Annotated in this window: 18 protein-coding genes; 9 read left to right on the top strand and 9 right to left on the bottom strand. The window is 35.3% G+C overall.

The window, feature by feature from the left end; translation table 11 throughout:
- Positions 1–186 precede the first annotated feature (186 nt).
- The 8 genes from K6119_RS16225 (at position 187) to K6119_RS16190 (ending at position 8311) form a co-directional block, all read left to right on the top strand.
- Complete coding sequence (locus K6119_RS16225) at positions 187–1002, top strand: outer membrane protein assembly factor BamD (RefSeq protein WP_237828042.1); 816 nt, start codon at positions 187–189, stop codon at positions 1000–1002.
- Between the two features lie 13 nt (positions 1003–1015).
- Positions 1016–1363 carry a DNA-directed RNA polymerase subunit omega gene (locus K6119_RS16220; protein ID WP_221833351.1) on the top strand — a complete coding sequence of 116 codons (348 nt, stop codon included), beginning with the start codon at positions 1016–1018 and terminating at the stop codon, positions 1361–1363.
- Between the two features lie 8 nt (positions 1364–1371).
- Positions 1372–2592 carry a bifunctional phosphopantothenoylcysteine decarboxylase/phosphopantothenate--cysteine ligase CoaBC gene (gene coaBC, locus K6119_RS16215; RefSeq protein ID WP_221833349.1) on the top strand — a complete coding sequence of 407 codons (1221 nt, stop codon included), beginning with the start codon at positions 1372–1374 and terminating at the stop codon, positions 2590–2592.
- 23 nt (positions 2593–2615) lie between these two features.
- Positions 2616–3503, top strand: a complete 888-nt coding sequence (gene porD, locus K6119_RS16210) for a type IX secretion system protein PorD (protein WP_221833347.1) — start codon at positions 2616–2618, stop codon at positions 3501–3503.
- 83 nt (positions 3504–3586) lie between these two features.
- Complete coding sequence (gene recN / locus K6119_RS16205; RefSeq protein WP_221833345.1) at positions 3587–5245, top strand: DNA repair protein RecN; 1659 nt, start codon at positions 3587–3589, stop codon at positions 5243–5245.
- Positions 5246–5305: 60 nt separating this feature from the next.
- Entirely contained in the window at positions 5306–6538 is a 1233-nt protein-coding gene (locus tag K6119_RS16200; RefSeq protein WP_221833344.1) for a DUF4476 domain-containing protein, read from the top strand.
- A gap of 59 nt (positions 6539–6597) precedes the next feature.
- The gene (locus K6119_RS16195; protein WP_221833343.1) at positions 6598–6978 is read left to right on the top strand and encodes a DUF423 domain-containing protein; all 381 of its coding nucleotides are present in this window, start codon (positions 6598–6600) and stop codon (positions 6976–6978) included.
- Between the two features lie 43 nt (positions 6979–7021).
- Positions 7022–8311 (top strand): MFS transporter, encoded by a 1290-nt coding sequence (locus K6119_RS16190; protein WP_221833342.1) that lies wholly within the window; start codon positions 7022–7024, stop codon positions 8309–8311.
- 5 nt (positions 8312–8316) lie between these two features.
- On the opposite strand, the gene K6119_RS16185 is transcribed toward K6119_RS16190, so the two are convergent.
- The 8 genes from K6119_RS16185 to K6119_RS16150 all read right to left on the bottom strand — a co-directional run bounded on the left by K6119_RS16185 (position 8317) and on the right by K6119_RS16150 (position 19503).
- Positions 8317–9204 (bottom strand): mechanosensitive ion channel family protein, encoded by an 888-nt coding sequence (locus K6119_RS16185; RefSeq protein WP_221833341.1) that lies wholly within the window; start codon positions 9202–9204, stop codon positions 8317–8319.
- Positions 9205–9429: 225 nt separating this feature from the next.
- Positions 9430–13008: a PKD domain-containing protein gene (locus K6119_RS16180; RefSeq protein WP_221833340.1), complete on the bottom strand. Its 3579-nt coding sequence runs from the start codon at positions 13006–13008 to the stop codon at positions 9430–9432.
- 9 nt (positions 13009–13017) lie between these two features.
- Positions 13018–13515 carry a hypothetical protein gene (locus tag K6119_RS16175; protein WP_221833339.1) on the bottom strand — a complete coding sequence of 166 codons (498 nt, stop codon included), beginning with the start codon at positions 13513–13515 and terminating at the stop codon, positions 13018–13020.
- A 99-nt stretch (positions 13516–13614) separates the two neighbouring features.
- The gene (locus K6119_RS16170; RefSeq protein ID WP_221833338.1) at positions 13615–14754 is read right to left on the bottom strand and encodes a cysteine desulfurase family protein; all 1140 of its coding nucleotides are present in this window, start codon (positions 14752–14754) and stop codon (positions 13615–13617) included.
- Between the two features lie 86 nt (positions 14755–14840).
- A complete protein-coding gene (locus tag K6119_RS16165) occupies positions 14841–15875 on the bottom strand; it encodes an LSm family protein (RefSeq protein WP_221833335.1) in 1035 nt (344 codons plus the stop codon).
- 13 nt (positions 15876–15888) lie between these two features.
- On the bottom strand, positions 15889–17664 hold the full coding sequence (gldG, locus tag K6119_RS16160) for a gliding motility-associated ABC transporter substrate-binding protein GldG (protein WP_221833334.1): 1776 nt from the start codon (positions 17662–17664) through the stop codon (positions 15889–15891).
- A 1-nt stretch (position 17665) separates the two neighbouring features.
- Positions 17666–18397: a gliding motility-associated ABC transporter permease subunit GldF gene (gene gldF / locus K6119_RS16155; RefSeq protein WP_221833333.1), complete on the bottom strand. Its 732-nt coding sequence runs from the start codon at positions 18395–18397 to the stop codon at positions 17666–17668.
- Between the two features lie 230 nt (positions 18398–18627).
- Positions 18628–19503: a T9SS type A sorting domain-containing protein gene (locus K6119_RS16150; RefSeq protein WP_221833332.1), complete on the bottom strand. Its 876-nt coding sequence runs from the start codon at positions 19501–19503 to the stop codon at positions 18628–18630.
- Between the two features lie 303 nt (positions 19504–19806).
- Between K6119_RS16150 and K6119_RS16145 the strand changes: the two genes are divergently transcribed.
- Positions 19807–20241, top strand: a complete 435-nt coding sequence (locus tag K6119_RS16145) for a hypothetical protein (RefSeq protein ID WP_221833331.1) — start codon at positions 19807–19809, stop codon at positions 20239–20241.
- Between the two features lie 59 nt (positions 20242–20300).
- Here K6119_RS16145 and K6119_RS16140 read toward each other — a convergent pair whose 3' ends face one another.
- Positions 20301–21506, bottom strand: a complete 1206-nt coding sequence (locus tag K6119_RS16140; protein ID WP_221833330.1) for a mechanosensitive ion channel family protein — start codon at positions 21504–21506, stop codon at positions 20301–20303.
- Between the last annotated feature and the right edge of the window lie 15 nt (positions 21507–21521).

The raw sequence follows: 21521 nt of genomic DNA, 5'->3' as shown, positions 1-21521 counted from the left end.
TAATTATGGTGCGAAAATAGGCCGAAAATTCGAACAAACACAAGGATTGTGAAATTTTTATTCACATTTTTAAGTTCGGTTAGTGAACAATTTGACATTTTTTAACAACTGAATACATTATCTTTGGCGCAATATTTATGGCGGATGTGACGTAATAATCTACCCGCTAAATAGACTAAAATAAGAATGATAAAGCTGTCGAAAACAATTTTAATGTCACTGGTTGCCTTGTTGATGTTGTCATGCTCAGAGTATAATCAAATACTTAAAAGCGGTGATAACGAACGCAAAAAGAATGCGGCTTTAAAATATTACGAAGAAGAAGATTACTTGAAAAGCGTCACTTTGCTTGAAGACGTCATTCCATTTTATAAAATAACATCAGAAGGCGAAAAGTTATACTTCTATTATTGCATGTCTAACTACGAATTGGGGGACTATTATTTGGCCGGATACTACTTTAAAAGATTTATCCGTCAATATCCTACAAGTAAATTCAATGAAAAAGCCGCTTTTTTAAGTGCATTGTGCGCAGTTCAAAACTCACCTAACTACAAGTTAGATCAAACAGAAACTTTAAATGCATTAGACGAATTACAAATCTTCATTGATCTGTACCCAAACAGTACACGCATTGATACTTGTAATCAAATCATGGATAGATTAAGAGGGAAGTTGGAATTGAAGCAATATGAAAATGCCATGTTGTATTACAAAACTGAAAACTACAAAGCGGCAGTAGTTGCTTTAGAAGGAACTTTGGAGAAATATCCGGAATCTCAATACAAAGAAAGCATACTGTTCCATGCTGTGAAAAGCAGCTATTTTTTGGCAATTAATAGTATTGAGTCAAAAAAGAAAGAGAGATTAGAAGAAACATTGAAAAGATATCGTACCTTTGTAGCCGCATTTCCTGAATCTGGACACTCCACTGAGGTAGAGAGTTACAAAGAAAAAACAGAGCAGGAACTGACTAAAATTAAAGAAAGTAGTAGTCAATAGATAAATAAGAGAGATGAGCATTAACTACAAAAATACCAACGCTGAAAGAACAACTGTAACTAGAGATTCATCTGATTTTTCTGAAAAATCAGGTAATATTTACAAAGCGTTGATTGCAATTTCAAAGAGATCAAACCAGATTTCTGCAGAGATGAAAGATGAGTTGACAAAGAAATTGGCTGAATTTGCTTCAACTACAGATAACTTGGAAGAAATTTTCGAAAATAGAGAGCAAATTGAAATCTCTAAATTCTACGAAAGCCTTCCAAAGCCTGTTGCTATTGCTATCCAAGAGTATCTTGAAGATAAGATCTATGTAAGAGATGCTAACGAAGCAATCGAAGCAGGACAAGAAGACTAAATCCATTCATGCTTTCCGGGAAAAAGATCTTAGTAGGCGTTACCGGGAGTATCGCGGCCTATAAATCGGCTTATTTAGTAAGAGAACTTATAAAATTAGGTGCTGAGGTTAAAGTTGTAATGACCCATTCGGCTTGTGACTTTATTTCACCTCTCACCCTTTCTACCCTATCCAAAAATCCGGTAGCAATTGACTTTGTTAAGGATGAAGAAAAAGGCATTTGGGAAAATCACGTAGACCTTGGTTTATGGGCTGATCTTTTTATTATCGCCCCGGTTTCTGCCAATAGCTTATCTAAATTAGTGAGCGGAAATGCTGATAATTTTTTAATTGCTACTTATTTAAGTGCCAAATGTCCTGTTTGGATAGCTCCTGCAATGGATTTAGACATGTTCAAACACTTCAGCACAAGCGATAATCTTAAAACTATTGCAGCTAATGGTGTTAGCGTAATTGAACCAACATCCGGTGAATTGGCAAGTGGATTAGAAGGAAAAGGGAGAATGGAAGAACCAGAAGTGATTGCTCAATTAATTCATGAATTCTTTATGGAGGATTCTGTTTTAAAAGGTAAAAATGTTTTAATCACTGGCGGCCCTACTTATGAAGCTATAGATCCGGTAAGATTTATAGGCAATCATTCAAGTGGAAAAACAGGAATTTTATTGGCAGATGAATGTGCTGCTAGAGGTGCGAAAGTCACTTTGGTTACTGGTCCTACCAATTTCAAAGTAAAAGATCCCAACATAGAAGTTATTCAAATTAAAGCTGCAACAGAAATGATGGATGTAGTAGAAAAGATTTGGTCTCAAATGGATATCGGAATCTTTTCAGCTGCCGTTGCTGATTATCGTCCAAAAAATCAAGCTGAAGAAAAAATTAAAAAATCTTCAGATGAAATGACAATAGAACTGGTTAAAAACCCAGACATCCTATTGTGGGCAGGGAACAATAAAAAGAATCAATATTTGGTTGGATTTGCTTTAGAAACTGAAAATGAAACCGAAAATGGATTCAAAAAACTAGCAAAAAAGAACCTTGATTTACTGGTGCTAAACTCGCTCAAAGATAAAGGCGCAGGATTTGGAGGTGAAACTAATAAAGTAAGTTTTTTGAGTACTGACAATAAAATTAAATCTTTCGAGTTAAAAGATAAATCACACGTGGCAGCAGATATTGTTGATGAAATTGAAAACAATCTAATTGATAATTCAACAGATAAGCTATAGATTTGTAAGCGTTGAAAAATTTATTGATCATATTAACAATTGTACTTGGTACCAAAGCGGTAGCTCAAGAGCTTAACTGTGAAGTTAGTGTAATCAACACACCTTCACTGCAAGTGGGTCCTGTAGAAAAAGAAGTTTTTACTGAGCTTCAGGGAGCTATTTATGATTTCATGAATAATACGCGTTGGACCAATGACGTTTTTGAAATTGAAGAACGTATCAATATGTCCATATTGATTACGATCACGGATATCCCTTCAACTACCACTTATGAAGGAAAAATTCAGGTTCAATCAACCAGACCTGTATACAACACAGCATACAACACCAATTTATTCAACTTTGTAGACAACAACTTTAAGATTGATTATGCCCGAAATACTGCACTATTGTTCTCAATAGATCAGCACAGAAGCAATTTGACATCTATCTTAGCTTTTTATGCCTACATGGTTTTAGCCTATGATTACGACAGCTTTTCACCCGAAGGTGGAACACCCTATTTTACCAAAGCACAGATAATTGCTAATAATGCCAAGAATTCTGGAGATCCGGGATGGTTACCTTCAGGTAAAAAGAACAACCGATACTGGATGGTGGACAATGCACTTCAATCTGTATTTAAGCCTTTAAGAACAACTTATTACAATTATCACAGAAAAGGTTTTGATGTTATGTATAATAATTTGGCAGGCGGAAGAGCCGAAGTTTTAACTTGTATGGAATCCTTGATTCCTATTCAAAGATCAAGACCGGGATCATTAAACCTTCAAATGTTTTTAACAGCTAAATCACAAGAATTAATTGATTTATTCTCTCAAGCTGAAATCAGTGAAAAGAATAAAGCTGTGAGTGCACTTAAAAGATTGGATCCTGCCAACTCTTCCAAATACCAGGAAATTTTGAACTAATCACCCTTCTTCGGGGATTGTTAATAAAGATTCTTCCAATTCATCTTACTACTGCTTATATTTACATTTCAATTTAGAATTGTATGTTGAATCGTCTGGAGATATCTAATTATGCCCTTATAGAAAATGTTAATATTCAATTCAATAAGGGATTTTCTACCATTACAGGTGAAACAGGTGCTGGTAAATCCATTTTACTAAAGGCGCTTGGATTATTAATGGGCGAAAGAGCCGATACTACAGTTCTAAAACAATCAGAGAAAAAGTGCTTTTTAGAAGCAGAATTTGATATTTCAAAGTTGGGATTGAAATCATTTTTCGAAGAAAATGAATTGGATTATGAAAGCACTTGCATAATCAGAAGAGAGTTTTCACCTTCTGGTAAATCAAGAGGATTCATCAACGACTCACCTGTGCAAATGACACAGATGAAAGAATTAGGAAATCAACTGATTACAATTCATTCACAGCATCAAACGCTTGAATTATTTGGCCAGGATTTTCAAATGGATGTAGTTGATGCTCTTGCCGGGAATCAAGAAGATATTGCGGTTTATAGACAAGAGTTTAAATTATACCGTCAAAAGGTAAATGAACAAATTGAGTTGAAGGTGAAGGAGATGGAGAATAGAAAGGAAAAGGATTATGTTGAATTTTTAGTGAATGAACTAAAAATGGCTGATCTGGACAATGTCAACCTCCAAGACTTACAATCTCAATCTGACAAAATTGAAAATGCTGAACAAATTAACGAGCAACTTTCATTGGCAAAATCGGTATTAGAAAATGAATCATTTGGTCCACAAGTTGGTATCAAAACTATTCTTGAAGCATTTGAAAGCCTTAAAGATTTTGACAAACGATTTGGCGAAATACACAGCAGACTGCTTTCTTTAAAAATTGAACTTGATGACTTGGCTAACGAAATAGACAACACAGATAATGATGTTGATTTCGGTGATGGCGAAGCTCAGGAGATTAAAGAAAAAATGGAACTTTTAAACTCTTTGACTTTCAAGCACAATTTGAGTGAAGTAACTGAATTAAAAGAGTTGAGAGATAAACTTGAAGGGCAATTATCCGACATTGGTTCAGTAGAAGATAAAATTGCTCAACTAGAAATTGAAATTAATCAACACAAAACCAGTCTTGCCAAACAAGCAGAAAACATCTCAAAAAAGAGAAAAGCAGCCGCTCCGGTTATTTGTGAATCTGTTCATAAAACCCTCGCTGAACTTGGAATGGAACATGCCGAGTTGGACATTGTGTTTGAAAAGCTGGAACGATTGAGTATTAATGGGACCGACGGGATTGTTTTCAATTTTAAAACGAACAAAGGAGGCCAATTTTTACCGATTAAAAAAATCGCTTCAGGTGGTGAATTATCACGACTGATGCTGGCAATTTTATCACTTTTATCAAGTCATAAAAACTTACCAACCATCATTTTTGATGAAATTGATACAGGTGTATCCGGTGAAGTAGCCGCTAAAATTGCAGCCGAATTTGTGAAAATGGGAAACAAAATTCAATTGATTGCCATCACTCACTTGCCACAAGTAGCAGCCAAAGGAAACACGCATTACCACGTTCAAAAAGAAGTAATTGGAGACAAAACAACTACAGCTGTAGTCCAATTAAATCAAGAAGAACGAATTAATGAACTAGCAAAAATGATTAGCGGAGAACAAATAACTGATGCGGCTATGCAAAATGCTCAACAGTTGTTAAAAATATCTTAAAGCAAAATTTTTGGCATACAGATTGCCTAAGTAGGATTCGAATTTTAATCTAATATGAATATGAAAAACTTTTTACTATTAACCATTTTATTTATCGGAGCTAACCTTTGGGGACAAGGGCAAGGAGATGTTACCATTTATTCCAATACAGGAAAAAAATTCTATGTTGTATTAAATGGAATCAGACAAAACATGAATGCTGAAACCAATGTTAAAGTTACCGGTTTAAAGGAGCGTTATTACAGTGCTAAAATCATTGCTGAAGACAATAGTTTTGAAATTGACAAGAATATTGGCGTTAAGTATGACTCATTGATTACTTACCGAATTATTGAGAAGAAGGGAAATTACAAAATGAGATTTTACTCAGAAACTCCCCTAGGAACCAGTACTTCTGTTCCTGATCAAACCATAGTTCAATATCATCCAACTGAAATTACAGAAACAACAAGCAACACACAAGTGAACAACAGTGGCAACAAACAGCTTAACAGCAATGTTAATGGAGGTACAGAAACTGTGACCACTACAACAGTGGTTACTACTTCTACTACTGAAGAAAATGTTGGAACTTCCACTAATGTTGGAAACGGAAATGGGTCTGAGAGTATTAACATGAACATTTCAATCAATGAATCAGAAAACGGAGCTAGCGTAAATATGAACGTATCCGGAACAGGGATTGATCAAAACATGAATACTTCAGTAAATGGTAATGAAAATGGAATTAATGCCAACTCAAATGTGAATGTTAGTGGTAATGGAGAAAATATGAACACAACATCATCAAGCAGTTCTTCATCAACTACTACTTCAACAACTACAACCTCTTCATCAAACGGAAATTCTTCTACTTATTACGAAGAAAGCACCACTACAACTAATGGAGGTACAACAACAACTACTTATTACGAAGAGACTACCACAAGTGGTACAACAACAAACAACACTTCTAATGAAGGTAACATCTTTGCAGACGAAGATTTGACAGTTACCCTTGAAGATTGCTCATTTACTGATGATGAAGCAAAAGCTTTAGCTGAATTAGTAAAAAACGAATCATTTTCTGATGACCAAGAAAGAGTAGCCAATGCTGCTGCAAAAAACAAGTGCATGTCTGTTGCTCAAATTAAAACTGTGGCAAACGAAATTACTTTTTCTGATGTAAAATTGAGTTTTTTGAAAACAGCTTATAACAGATGTTGGAACAAAAGCGATTACTATCAATTGATGGAGATTTTAACTTTTTCTGACGATAAAGAAGAATTAGAAAAATACATCAATACACATTAATTAATTGAATGATTAACTTTATCCCGACTTGGTCTCTAATGATGAAGTCGGGATTTTTTATGAATAAAAAAATAGTTATCACTGCTGCAATACTCATCTGTTTGAGTATTATTCTTGGCGCCTTTGCTGCTCATGGATTAAAGAAAATAATCAACGAAGAAGGGATCATCATTTTTGAAAAAGGCGTTAAGTACCAAATGTACACTGGATTGGCACTTTTAGCTATTGGTTTATCTGCAGATAAGTTCCAATTTTCACTAAAATGGTTTTTCAACTTAGCCTTGATTGGTGTCATTATTTTCGCAGGATTACTTTATGTGCTCAGTTTTAAAGAACATGAAGCTGCCCTTAAAATTTGCAGTGCAATTGTACCGGTTGGTGGCAGTTTAATGATTATCAGTTGGATAATTTTGATTTATCAAATGATAAGAAAAAGATAGTCTGCTTTTAAGTTTTCTATTTTAGTATCTCAAACCCAAAGCCATGTCCACAACTTCACTCTCACATCCAAAAGAAGCATTTTTAATTATCCTTTCCAAAATGCTGGAAAGAATGGCCTATTATGGAACCAGAAGTTTCATCATCTTCTTTTTGATAGACATAGAAATACCAAGGGAAGAAGCACTTGAATTTTATGGACAATTAAGCCTGGTGGTATACGCTTCAATGTTGATAGGAGGTGTTCTTGGAGATTACCTTGTAGGAAATAAAATAAGTTGTTTTATAGGTGGTGGTCTACAAATTTTAGCGCTTTTATTGTTGTCCATTAGTAATGTTGAAACGGCACAAACGGGTCTTATTCTTTTCGGACTTGGTGCAGGGATTTATTCACCGAACAATTTTGCAATGCTATCCAGGTATTATTACAAGAAAAAGCGCCTTGTTTCTCCCATTGTCATATTGTTTTATGTTGGCGTCAATTTAGGAGCTTTTTTAAGTGCTTTTGTGATCTATGATTCTTTTGATTACAAAATCTCCTTTATAATTATTGCAATCATATTAGTGCTATCACTTGTTCCTCTCTTTTTTGTCAATAATATTCCCAACACAAAAAATTCACCCAGCAGATATAAAGACGGAACCACTGTTTCAATTTTAGCAATTACCATTATTGCGTCATTCGTGTATTGGGGAGTATATGAATTGTTTGGAGGATTTTTAAATCTACAGGAGCACTATTTAAAAGACTCCATTCAAATCGAGTCTAACAACCTTTGGAGTTCAATGATGCTCAATTCAGTTATCATTTTCATTTTAGGCATAGTTTTCTTTTTTGTTTGGAGCTCAAAACACATGTCTCAAATACAAAAAATGCTGATTGGTTTTATATTGGCTTTTGTTGGATTTGGAATTTACTTTATACTGCCAATAGAATTAAACTCAGTGCATTTATCACCTTTTTTATTTGCAGTTATTTTGGTAGCAATCTCAGAATTCTTCATTCAAACTGCATTGTATTCTCTTTATCTACTTTTAATCCCTCAACGTCATTTTACCATCTTTTTTGCATTCTTTTTCTTCTTGTTTACTATTGTCAACAAGTTGGTGGCTAATTTAAGTGAGCACTATCAGCTGTATGACAATAAACAAAGGAGTGAACTAATAGGACTTGTTGCTATTGGGATAGTTGCGATAGGCATTTTACTTTTCAAATTATTATTCAAACCGCAACCCAATCCAGATTTTACTGAAGAGGATGAACCAGAATACAAAGAAGGTGATCAGGATATATTAGATGACATAGAAGACAATCCTCATTACACAATTGAATAGCCTTTTTATTTATCTAACTTTTCATACATATCCAGGTATTGCTCTTCCAGACTCTCTCCTCCTTTAATTCCAAAATTGAGAGTTCTGATTGGAAAAGGAATAGAAATATCATTTTTATCAAATGCCTTTTTAATCGCTTTAATTCCTTTACTAATACCTTCTAGGTACTGAAAGTAATTATCATAAGGCACCCAGTATCTAATTTCTAAGTTGATTGAACTATCATCAAAGCCGGTATAAATTAGCTTTACTTCTTCACTTTCAACTAATCCATCTAGAGAGGTGATTGCACTTTTGGCCACCTCTTCTACCTTTTCTAAATCATCTGCATAGGAAACACCTACTTTAAGTTGGATCATCCTTGTTTTGGTTTCATAATAGTTTGTTAGCGGATTTTCAAATAAGATCCTATTTGGTATCCTCACTTCATTACCATCAAAAGTTTCTACAATTGTACTTCGCAATTGGATGTCTTTAACGGTTCCTAAATGATCTTTTATCTCAATTACATCTCCTACTTCAAATGGTCTTTTTGCGGCCATAAAAAAGCCTGAAATAAGATTTGCAGCTAAATCTTGAAAAGCAAAACTTAAGGCCAAACCTACAATACCTGCCCCGGCTAAAACAGAGGTAACTGCTTTATCTAAATGCAATATTGATAGCGCTACCATGGTTCCTGTAGCAATTACTGCAATGTATCCTATTTTAGTCAGGATTTTAGACAACTCTTTATTACTGTATGTTTTAGAAAATAACTTTGTTAAACCTTTTTTGATGTATCTGGCAGCAATTATGAATAATACTAAAACGACCAATGCCAATATAAAATTGGGCAAAAGATCAACCAGAGATGTCCACCACGATTCTAACTTGTCAACTATAATGTCTAACATATTTTATTAAAGCTTATTAATGATTAATTATGAAGTTCTTTTTAAAGAACAGTTGATTTGAGCTAGATGTTCATTTACAATTGTAAAATGATAAAAGAAAGTCTTTGGCGATTACCACCAAAAGAATCAAATCGACATATATATAATATAACAATATTTGCGAAAAAACCAAAAAAAAAGGGAAACCAAATTTGGCTTCCCTATCATAGATTGAGGTCACGTATTTTACTTCAACACGGAAACATGACCGCGTTTTTTAATTTTTTCGTCTGACTGATTTGATTTGAATTCAACTTGCCACACATAAACACCATCTTCTACTAAGCCTCCTTGTCCATAGTGGCCATTCCATCCAACTGTTGAATTATATGACTCCCATATAATTTCTCCCCACCTATTGAAAATGGTGAAGTGGAAATCATAGATATCAAAACCTTGGGTAAATACCGGTAAAAATGTCTCATTAAAATTATCTCCATCCGGTGTAAATACATTAGGTACGTAGAATAATAACTCTTCTGTAACAATCACACTTTGACAAGTTGAATCATTACATCCACCTGCATTCATAGCTTTTAAGCAAACCTGATAAACTCCTATCTCCGCTGGAAATACATGAACAGGATTTTCTACTGTTGAAGAATCACCATCACCAAATGTCCACAAATATTCAGTAGCATTTACTGAAGAATTATCAAATTCCACAAGCGTGTTTTCTACATCCACTTCTCCCGGATCTAATGCGAATTCTGCTTCAGCATAATCGTAAACACAAATCAAATCTACCATTGTAGCTGTACTTGTACAGTTGTTTTCTGTTACTGTTAAGGTAACATCATAACATCCTGCTGAATTATAAATATTTGAAACAACACCACAATCATTGACCATATCTCCATCTCCAAAATCCCAAGTACAATTTGTTCCAGCAGGAACTGAGTTATTAGTGAAATTAACTGTTAACGGAACACAACCCGCAAACTTATCTGGTGTAAAGTTGATAACAGGCATTGGATTAACTGTAACTGTTACCTGATCACTGACAGGAACAGTATTACATCCGTCAGTAACTGTAGCTGTATAGGTAGTTGTCACCATTGGTGAAACGGTTATGTTAGCATTAGTTCCCAAATTGTTTCCCTGATCATCTGTCCAAGTAATTGTGATATTTCCATCACCACCATTTCCGGTAGCACTTAAATCAGCACTTTCTCCTTCACAGATAGTAGCGTTTTGCAATGCCGTAACGGATAAAGGACCTAATACAACCACATCAACAGTTCCCGTATTTGGACAAATTCCACCTGTTGTGTAGGTTACGGTATGTGTACCTTCACCCGCAGTCATAGGCATGAATTCTCCTAAAGTTGCATCTGTAATTCCAGTTCCACTCCATGTACCACCTGCAGTAACCGCTGTAATCACTTCAACATTGTTATTTAAGCAAAAAGGACCGGCAGGATTAATGGTAGGATCATCTAATTGATTAACTATAATATCTTCAGTATCTGTAGCTCCACAAGCACCTGCAATTGTGTAAGTAATAGTGTGCGTTCCAACGCCAGCTGTAGCAGGATCAAATGTTCCAAGGGCCGCATCTGTAATTCCTGTTCCACTCCATGTTCCACCTACATCTACAGCAGATAAGTTCACAGCTAACTCATTTTCACAGAAAGGACCTGCAGCAGTAATTGTAGCATCAGCCAAGGCATTTACTACAATATCAGTAGTCTGAACATCTCCACAAGCTGCAACAATTGTGTAAGTAATTGTGTGGGTTCCTGCTCCGGCTACTGCTGGATCAAAATCTCCATTAGCGGCATTTGTGATTCCGGTTCCAGACCAAGTTCCTCCCGGATCAGCCCCAGCTAACACTAGGGCAGCATCATTATCACAGAAAGGACCAACAGCAGCAATCGTTGCATCCATTTGAGGATTTACAACAATATCTGTAGTTTGAACATCCCCACACGCACCAGCAATGGTGTAAGTAATTGTATGCGTTCCTGCTCCGGCAACTGCTGGATCAAATATTCCTGTAGCACCATTAGTAATTCCGGTTCCTGTCCAGGTTCCTCCTGCATCAACTGCAGAAAGCGTTACTGCCGCATCTACATCACAGAAAGGACCAACAGCCGTAATGGTAGCATCTGCTACATTGTTAACAACAATATCTGTTGTTTGAACATCTCCGCATGATCCTGCAATTGTATAAGTAATTGTGTGGGTTCCTGCTCCGGCAACAGCTGGATCAAATGCTCCAGTTGTAGTATTTGTAATTCCGGTTCCACTCCAGGTTCCGCCTGCATCTACAGCATTCAATGTAATAGCAGGATCAGTATCACAGAAAGGTCCTACTGCCGTAATGGTAGCATTTGCTAAGGCATTAATAACAATAGAAGTTGTTTGCACATCTCCGCAAGTTCCACCAATCGTGTAAGTAATTGTATGTGTCCCAGGACCAGCAACCGCTGGATCGAATGTACCTGTTGTTGCATTAGTGATCCCTGTTCCACTCCAGGTTCCGCCTCCATCAACTGCAGACAATGTAATTGCAGCATCTGTTTGACAGAAAGGTCCTACTGCAGTGATTGTAGCATCTGCACTGGCATTTACAGTTATAGTTTCAGTATCGACATCTGAACAAGCTCCAGATATGGTATAAGTAATTGTATGAGTTCCAGGACCAGCAACAGCAGGATCAAAAGTTCCAGTTGTAGCGTTGGTAATACCTGTTCCACTCCAGGTTCCTCCCGGATCAACAGCTGTTAAAGTTACAGCCGCAGCATTATCACAAAATGGACCAGCTGGTGTTATCGTAGCATCAGCACTTCCTGCAGAAACCGTAACAGTTGCAGTAGCCGGTGTACCTGCTACACATGCACCGGTACCGGTAACCGAATATGTATACACACCCGGAGTATTAACACCGGGAGTAAAAGTTCCTAAACTTCCTCCTGTAAGGGCTGAGGGACCAGTCCATGTTCCTCCTGCATCCGGAGTACCACCAAGCATATCAAACAAGTTAAATGCAGGATCAGAAGGACAAACAGAAGCTGTACCATTAGTTCCCGGATCACCACCTGTTAAAACCAATTCCTGAATTACAACATCATCAACATAATATCTGATTGTATTTCCAGTAGTAACACCACCTGCCGCAGCTGTTGCGGTAGCACCATCATTAAAAAAGTTTCCGATAATAAAATGATCTTGTCCTGAAACAGTTGGTGTATAACAAAATGTAATTTGCGTCCAGTTGGCTTTATCCAGGATGATTGGACCTGTATAATTCAGCTCAGGAGTAGTATAATAAGGGCAATTGCTTCCTTGATTATAAGCACCTACTTCAAATTTAACTCCAATATTATTGGTTCCAACAGACATTTTATCTGCTAAAGACACCCAAAATGAAACTTCATAGGTGTTTCCTGCAACTAAAGGAGTAGAAAGAGTTCCTTGCACATATTCTCTCCATGGAGTACATCCACCGTTACCATAAGTAACAATGTTTACATATCCATTACCAGAGTGCGGAGCCTGTTGACCAGGATTAGCAGCATTTGTTGAAAAAGGACTACAATAGCATGTAGTAGCTAAAGCTGTGTTAAAAATATCTGTTGATCCACCTGTTGGGCAAGTCCAATTTGAAATGGCATTATTAAACTGAGCTTGTGAGGTGTACCATGAGCATTGTAAAGCTCCTGTATTTACAGTTTCAAAACTTGGGTTTAACACAAGATTTTGTGCGGTAGTTCCAAGGCTTACCAAAAGTAAAAAGGCAAGAAGTATTTTTTTCGGCATCATAATAGATTAAAGTAGTAGCAATATTTTACCAGTTAAACTGCTAGTGTTTTGACTGATGAAATCGTTCACAATTTGAATGGCAGCAGACTTATCATTGGCCGCCCAATTGCCCAACACACTTAAAAGTTGCGCTTGTCCGTTTTCAATAACGACCAGCAATTGTTGATCAGCTTGTAAATTAATATTATTGGCATTCAACTCATTTTTCAAAGCATCAGTTTGCACTGCATTGCTTTGATAATCTTGAGCATTTACCCAATTGTTATTGATATAAAATGAGGTTTCATCACAAGAATTATTAGTGTACTTTTTCAACACCACATCTTGATTTAGATCATTAACAAAATACCAGTTGCCCTGACGCATTCCATCAGCATCCATGACATTAGTAATAGGATCTCCGTTTTGATTATAGGTAGCCGACTTGGCAGATTCTTCAATAAATTCTTGAGCAATAGACAATTGAGCTATTGTCAAGCAAAGTAGTAGCAATGTGTTTTTCATGTCGTTTTTCTGAGACGGCTAAATTTACGACATATAATCTAGTAATGCAATAGATTTACTAGAAGCTTAATGAATATATAACACTATTTAGGGTGATTTCTAAGATTTTACTGCAGCCTTAACTACCACTTTCTCTATGATACTCAGGGCATAATCAACTTCTTCTTTAGTTGTAAATCTGCTGAAAGAAAATCTTGCATTTGGGCGATTTGTATCTGCATTTATACCTCTAAGTACGTGAGAACCTGTATTTGACCCAGAAGTACATGCCGATCCACCTGAACAGGCAACACCATCAATATCTAACAAAAATAATAGCATTGATTTGTTTTCAAAATCAGGAAAACAGACATTTAAAACAGTGTACAAACTTTTATCCGGATCTGTTTCTCCGTGGAATTCAACATCTGAAATGCGATTTTTCAATTCATCCATCATGTAAGACTTCAAACCTTGCACATGATCAATGTGCCCTTGAATATCTTCATTGGCTAATTTCAAGGCTTCAGCTAAACCGGCGATACCGATTAAATTCTCTGTTCCACCCCTTAAACCTCTTTCTTGGGCTCCTCCTTGAATTATTGGAGAAACAGCTATATTTTTATTGACATATAAAAATCCAACACCTTTAGGTCCGTGAAATTTATGTGCTGCACATGTGATATAATCAGCACCTATGTCTTTCACATCAATTTTGTAATGTCCCATGGTTTGCACAGTATCTGAATGAAAATACGCTCCATGCTTTTTACAGATTTCGGATACTTTTTTAATGTCCAACAACGTACCAATTTCATTGTTAGCGTGCATCAATGAAACCAAAGTCTTTTCGTTTGACGATAACAATCTTTCTAAGTCAGCTAAATCAACAGCTCCTTTATCGCTTAATTTGACCCACTCTACTGTTACTTCTTCATCTAAACAGTCAATTGTATGACCAACGGCGTGATGTTCAATTTTGGAAGAGATTACTCTTGTAACACCTAAATCCTTAACCGCCGAAGTGATTGCCATATTATCGGCCTCTGTTCCACCTGAGGTAAAAATAATTTCCTTTGGCTCTGCATTTATCAGCTTTGCTACTTCTCTTCTCGCTATTTCTATAACAGCTTTTGCATTTCTTCCGAATGAATGAATTGAAGATGGGTTTCCAAAGTTTTCTTTCATCACCTCTGTCATTCTCTCAATAACTTGAGGAGCCATTGGTGTAGTGGCGGCATTATCCAGGTAAACTTTCATAGGCACGATTTAGCTATACAAAAATAGAGTTTTCAACGTAAAAAGGAAACAGATAGCCAGATCTCTGAATATGTTAGGATTCCAACTTAAGATGGAGTTTGACCTTGCGTGAAGAACCTTAAATCTCTTAAAATCTTGTCAAAAACATAAAACTGACCAACAACCAGACGCCCATCATTCAACACAACCCAAAGTCTATCTCTGTCATAATCAATTAAATTACCGTCAAAATCATAACGCTCATAAGTCATTTTTTTGCGATAACAAACAACTTTATTTGTTTCACCTGCTTTATCAGTTACCTCAATATTATACCAAGGAGTAGTTTGTTTTAATGAATCTTCAGAATGTTTATTGATTAAATAATTGTGTTGCTCAAAATGAATTTTTCTGAAACCTACAAGATAGTTTCTTACTGCAACCGTATCAAATCCATCAATTGAATTGCCATTTGAACTCATCTTAAATAAGTTATTATCTAGTGCATCAATTTTAAAATTGAATTGAGCCGAATCAGGTAATTCAACACTAACAGACTTAATATTTGCCGGATCATATGCAAACACCTCTGTACACTCAAACTCTAGAGGATTTGTAATAAATCTGGTTTCTAAATTACCATGCATATTAGGTAAGTACATGATAAATGGTTCAGGAGACTTGCCTTTTTCCGGATCTTTTAACAACATGTAAGTTCCGTATTGATCTTGCGTCGGCTGACCGACATACCAAGTTTTTAGCAACTTTCCATTTTGATAAATCTCTACCTTTTTGTGGTGCGTTGTTAGATTTTTGTTCACTTGATCAACAGTACCTTTTGGAACCGGAGATTTAACCATTATATGCTTGAAAGTAACCAAAATGGTTTGCACCAAATGTTGCTGAATACATTCATTATTCACATTGGTCCAGCTTACACCTTCTCTCAACAAAGTAACACCTTTGTTTCCTTCAGTATCAGTCAAAATAATCTTGTCAATACTAGCAGTGTCTTCAATTGCAAAATCAGATAAAGCCTCATCAGACAACTGAGATCCTCCGCCATTATCCATAAGCAGGATGGCCCAAATACCCAATGCAACAATAACTAATACAACTATGATTAGACTCGTTTTCTTCATGAATCAGTTCTTTTTAAGATTTGGTAGAAGCATATCTGCGTTTTCTCAACACCAGTTGGATAATCGCTAATAAAATGATCAAAAGAAGAGGAACGGCGATATTCAAAAACGTCCAAAATTGTTTTTCTTCTTTGACTTTATCCAGATCTAAACCTCTGTACGTAATTGTTTTTGTTCTAATGTCAATCAATGAATTATCATCTAACATGTAATCAATTGCATTTAACACAAACTCCTTATTTCCATAAATGTACTTTGGCGTACCATTCATATTAGGAATACCATAAATATCTCTATTCAATGGCCAATATTGATAATTCCATCCACCTTGATAAGGCACTGAATCTAAAATCTCATTTCTAAGTACATCACCATCTGCCACCACTAACATTTTAGTGTCCTCACTTTTAAACTTTGTGCTATAATCCGGTGAATTTAAAAAGGCTTCAGAAATTGGTTTGTTCTCAAATGCAGAAGAAAATTTACCTTCAAGCATTACTGCAGTTGGATACTCACCTTGATTGTTATTTTCAAACTTAGGTGGTTTTAAAATGATACTATAATTGATTCTAGCCGGTGCTTTGTAAAGAATTGAATTTCTACTTGATTTAAGGATGACTGTTTTCTTGATATCGGTATTTGATTCATTTACCAAATCAATTGTACTTGCATACTCCATTCTAATTGGATCAAGATTTTTAGTGATAGCATGAACCTCAGCATTTTCTGGACGCAACAATGGGTAAAAATACCAATCGGCAAATTGTAATTCATAACCCGGAATATAAATAGGTCCACAATTTTCATCTAATACCAGTTCATTATTCAACCTTACTCCATACTTATAAAGCATGTCTTTTTCAATGTTCAGATTTTGAGAGATTCCAAACGTCATCCCTGTTTTGGTTAATGAATCTCTTCGAACATCTAAAGGATCAATAAACCAAAGGACACGTCCACCATTCATTACAAACTGGTCGATTACGAACTTATCCTTCTCAGTAAACCTACTTGAAGGTTTTGCCACTATCAAGGCATCAGTATTATCTAAAGCACTGATTTGACCATTGATTTCAATATCATCTACAAAATAATACCTATCTAAACCTTTTCTTACATCATTTGTTTGATGCGGTCTTAACTCACCGTGGCCATGAAGAAAAGACACCGTTTTTTTGTTGTCTGTAGTAACTCTTCTAACAGCAGATATTAGTTGATATTCCAGATTATTAATTGCCTGTTCAGAAATGTTTCTCAACAACTCTTCACTTTGTACAGTTTTAATATTAAAAAACTGCACCATATCCATGGTAGTACCTTTATATTCAATTAACGCACCAGGCCAGACAGTTTTCACTTTTTGCTCACCTGAGGATTGAATTTTCACATCACAAAACTGAATTCCTTCTTGATAAATGATGTTTTTAACTTCATTATTAAACTCCTCATCATCAGAACCGTCCGGATCAATAAATTCGTATTGAATATTGTCACCGGCATAAACGCGGAATTCATCTAATTTTTCTTGCACTGCATTTCGAATCTTTTTCAAATCTGCAGGTAAATCACCATCCAAATAAATTTTGAAGAAGATACGGTCTTTGATTCGATCTTCATCCTGGAGTAGATCAATAGTGTTTTGTGATAATGAGTGACGTTTATCTTCAGTAAGATCAAACCTACCGAAATAAAAAGAAAGAATGTAATTCAATAAGATGATGATCGCCACCAATCCTACATGCGTTACAATGTCTGAAGACATATTATTTTTCTTCTTCTCTTCTGCCATCTTACCATTTTCTGGATTGCAGCACCAACTTTGTAAAAGTCAGGAAAATTGCTACAAAACTTATAAAATAAACTATGTCGCGTGTATCAATAACTCCACGTTGAATGGAGTGATAATGTTCAATAATTCCAAGATTTCTCAGGATAAAATCCAAACCGCCAAACTTGCTAAAAACAGCCAGCATATCTAATCCTAACAAAAAGATGAATGAAAGGAAAATGGCCAAAATGAATGAAACAATCTGACTATTAGTAATACTAGATGCGAAAATACCGACAGCTACCAGACATGCACCAACAAAAAACAATCCCAGGTATGACGTAATGGTTGCACCATCATCCACAATCCCAACCGGATCTCCTAATTTGTAAACCGTGAAATAATAAATCAAAGTAGGCAATAATGAAATAGCTACTAATGTTAAGCCCGCCAGGTATTTTGCCAGAATGATAGAAAGATCAGAAAGAGGTCTGGTAAAAAGCAACTCAATAGTTCCTGTTCGCTTTTCCTCAGAAAAAGAACGCATAGTTATTGCCGGAATTAATATCAGAAATATTATAGGTGAAATACTGAAAAAACCGTAAAGATCAGCTGTTCCGCCATCTAAAACATTGTTTTCATTTTCAATCACCCATAAAAACAGGGAGTTCAGAATCAAAAAAATAGCTATAAAAATATAGCCGATTATTGATCCCAGAAAGCTGCGTATTTCTTTTAAATAGAGTGCCTTCATATACTAGGGGTCAAAATTATAAATAATCGAATCGCCTAAGTCTTAAAAAACTCAAAAATTATTAAAATTTAAATGTGTCTAAGTTTAAAAAGAGTCAAGAATCAAGCGTCTAAAGTCAAGACTGGTTGGCTATAGCTGCTTCAAAACTTAATCTTTACTTCACATTATAAGATGTAGCCTTAAGTTTTGGTACAGTAGATTTAAAAATAATTAACTATGAACCGTTTACGCTATTGCTTCACAAACTTTTTTATGCTTTTTGATCCATTTTGGAGGGTAATTTGAATCAGATACGATCCACTTTTAAGCTCATTAAGCGATAAGATTTGATTCCCGGACAGATTGTTATTTGTTAGTACGGTCTTCCCTGAAACATCAAATAATTCAACATCATACTGCTCCTGCGCAGACAATTTAATATTTAATAAATCATTTGCAGGATTTGGAAATACTTCAAATTCGAATTGGTTCTCTTGTAAGCCAAGCATACATAACTGGCATGCGCCATTAAAATATGTTTCTGCATAAACATTTACAGAATCTTTTGAATGACATAGAAGATATTCGTTAATATTAGATAAATCTGAACTGGAATTTTGGAATGCAAAACCCGCAGTGGTTCCGGTACCCTCAATAAAAACAATTGTGTCAAACACGGTACCACAAATATTAATTAATGCTCCGATTTGAACATGCTTTTTACCATTAACATAGTATACAGTATCTACAATTGCATCATAGGCAATAGTTGGTGAACTGTAATAAACAAAAGTATCACCTACTCCAAGACTTAAATCCATAGTTAGGTATTCAGCTTGACTAAATTGATAATCATAATACCAAACTTTTCCTGAAGTTGAATCTTCTCGGACATAAATTGGATTATCAAAAAACATTCCTCCTGAAGTATTCAATTTAAAATAATAAGTAGTGTCAAATAAAACAGTATCGGTTACTTTATAATCTCCGTAACAAAATAGATCACAGGCGGCAGCTCGCACAATATTCCACTGTGAAGTAGTATCAGAGAAAACGGATTCATAAGATTGAGCTTTGATTTGATTGCCAGCAACAAGTAGCAGCATAGATAGAATTATCTTTTTCATTTTATAAGTTTTAGGTTAATACTAATCTATAGATAAGTATTAAATCACACAAATTAAAAGACATTATTCTTACACATATCAAACAATTTACAAACCCCTTATAACCATTGATATAAGTACAAAATGAATACTATTAATAAACCAGTCCAAAATTGAAGATATTTTTGGCAAGGTTTATGATACATTTTATTCAGATTCAGGTAGATTTGAAAAATAGAATTAAGAATCTCCTGAGTTGAATCCACTTAATTTGTATATTGGTTGGGTTCAAATTAAAAAGAGAAAAACCATAAACACCGAGATATGAAAACTATAAAAATATTCACGCTAGTAGCAATGGTAATTTTGGCTCCAATGTCATTTGCCGGAGCAAAGGCACAAGCAGTTACTCCTATTAAAGCTTATCTTCAAGACGAAGGATGGGATAAATTAGGATCAAGAATTGTAAACATGCAAGCTGAACATGATGAAATTCCTGTAACAGTTATGGATGGAGTTTTCACTAAAGTGAGATTAAAAATCATGAAAGCACCTATTCACTTGTTAAACATGAATATCATTTTTGGAAATGGAGACAATCAAAATGTTGTATTCAACAAAAAGTTTGCTCCTGGTACTTACACAAGAATTATTGACTTACCAGGAAACAAGAGAATTATCAAAAAGGTAAAATTGAATTACAAATCAGTGCCTGTAGGAAAAGGAAGAGCGGTAGTAACGCTTTTCGGCAAGCACTAATCCCTATAAATTAACAATTAAAAAAGCCTGACTCAAATGAGACAGGCTTTTTTGTTTAATTACTTTATCTGTTGATGATAAATTGTTTGAGTTGGGAAGGCCATATCTAATCCTTCATCAGCAAACCTTTTTAATATCATCATATTGATATCAGTTTGTGTTTGCAAAATATCCGCTCCCTTTTTGATGTAATAAATAAAGATGATTCCCAATGAGAAATCTCCAAATGCATTAAATCCAACTGAAATATCTTCTTCCAGATTTTCTTTATTCTCAGCTGCAATCTCTTTAAGGATATCAATTCCTCTTTGCATTTGATCAGCATTCATATCATAAGTTAAACCTAAGTTTAAGATTACTTTTCTGTTTGGTTCACGATCAACATTTTCTACTGCGTCATCTGAGAATTTAGAGTTAGGTACTGTTACCTGTCTCCCTGCCAAGGTTTTGATTCTGGTAGATCTAATTCCTATTTCTTCTACCACACCTTCAATTCCTCCAATCACAATTCTATCACCAATTTGAAATGGTTTATCCGCAAAAATCATGATACCTCCAAAGAAGTTTTTCACAGTGTCTTGCGCAGCTAAAGCAAAAGCCAAACCTCCAATTCCTAAACCTGCAATAATTGCCCCAACATCATATCCGGCATTGTTCAAGCCGATAATAATACCCAAGGCCCAGATAATCACTTTCATTCCTTTGCGGAACAATGGCAATAACTGGTCATCCAAATCAGATTTAGTTTTTTCAGCCAACGGCACTACGTACTCTTCAATTAAAGCATCAAGTAAACGTACAATTAACCACGTCACGTTTACTACAACCAAAAATCCGAATAAGTGATGAACAAAGTTTTCCCAATATGGGTATTCAATAAAAGGTTGTGCAATGCCTCCAACTGCTTCAACAGTTTTGTCAATTTGAGTTACTTGTTCTAGGTGTTCTTCACTAGGAGGAACTCCATAGTTTGAAGTGTAAATTTCGGTGTATCTATCAATTGTTAATTTGCTTTTTACAAAATTTAAACGATTAATAGCCCACCAAGAAGCACCAATCACCAAACCAAACATTACCGGCTCTTCTACCTTATCAACAATAATGTCATCCAGGTTGGTTTTTGTTTTAGCAGTAAGCTTTTTAATGATGTTACTAGATACCCAATAAAGGATCTTGGCTACGATTATTGCTCCTAGAATAATTCCAAGACAAATAGCATAATCAAGAATAGTATTTCCGTAATAGTATTTTTCCCAAAAGTTCATAGCGATTCAAAATTT

This window comes from Paracrocinitomix mangrovi (assembly GCF_019740355.2).
Classification (GTDB): Bacteria; Bacteroidota; Bacteroidia; order Flavobacteriales_D; family Crocinitomicaceae; genus Paracrocinitomix; species Paracrocinitomix mangrovi.
This window is presented reverse-complemented; position numbering and strand designations above follow the sequence as displayed.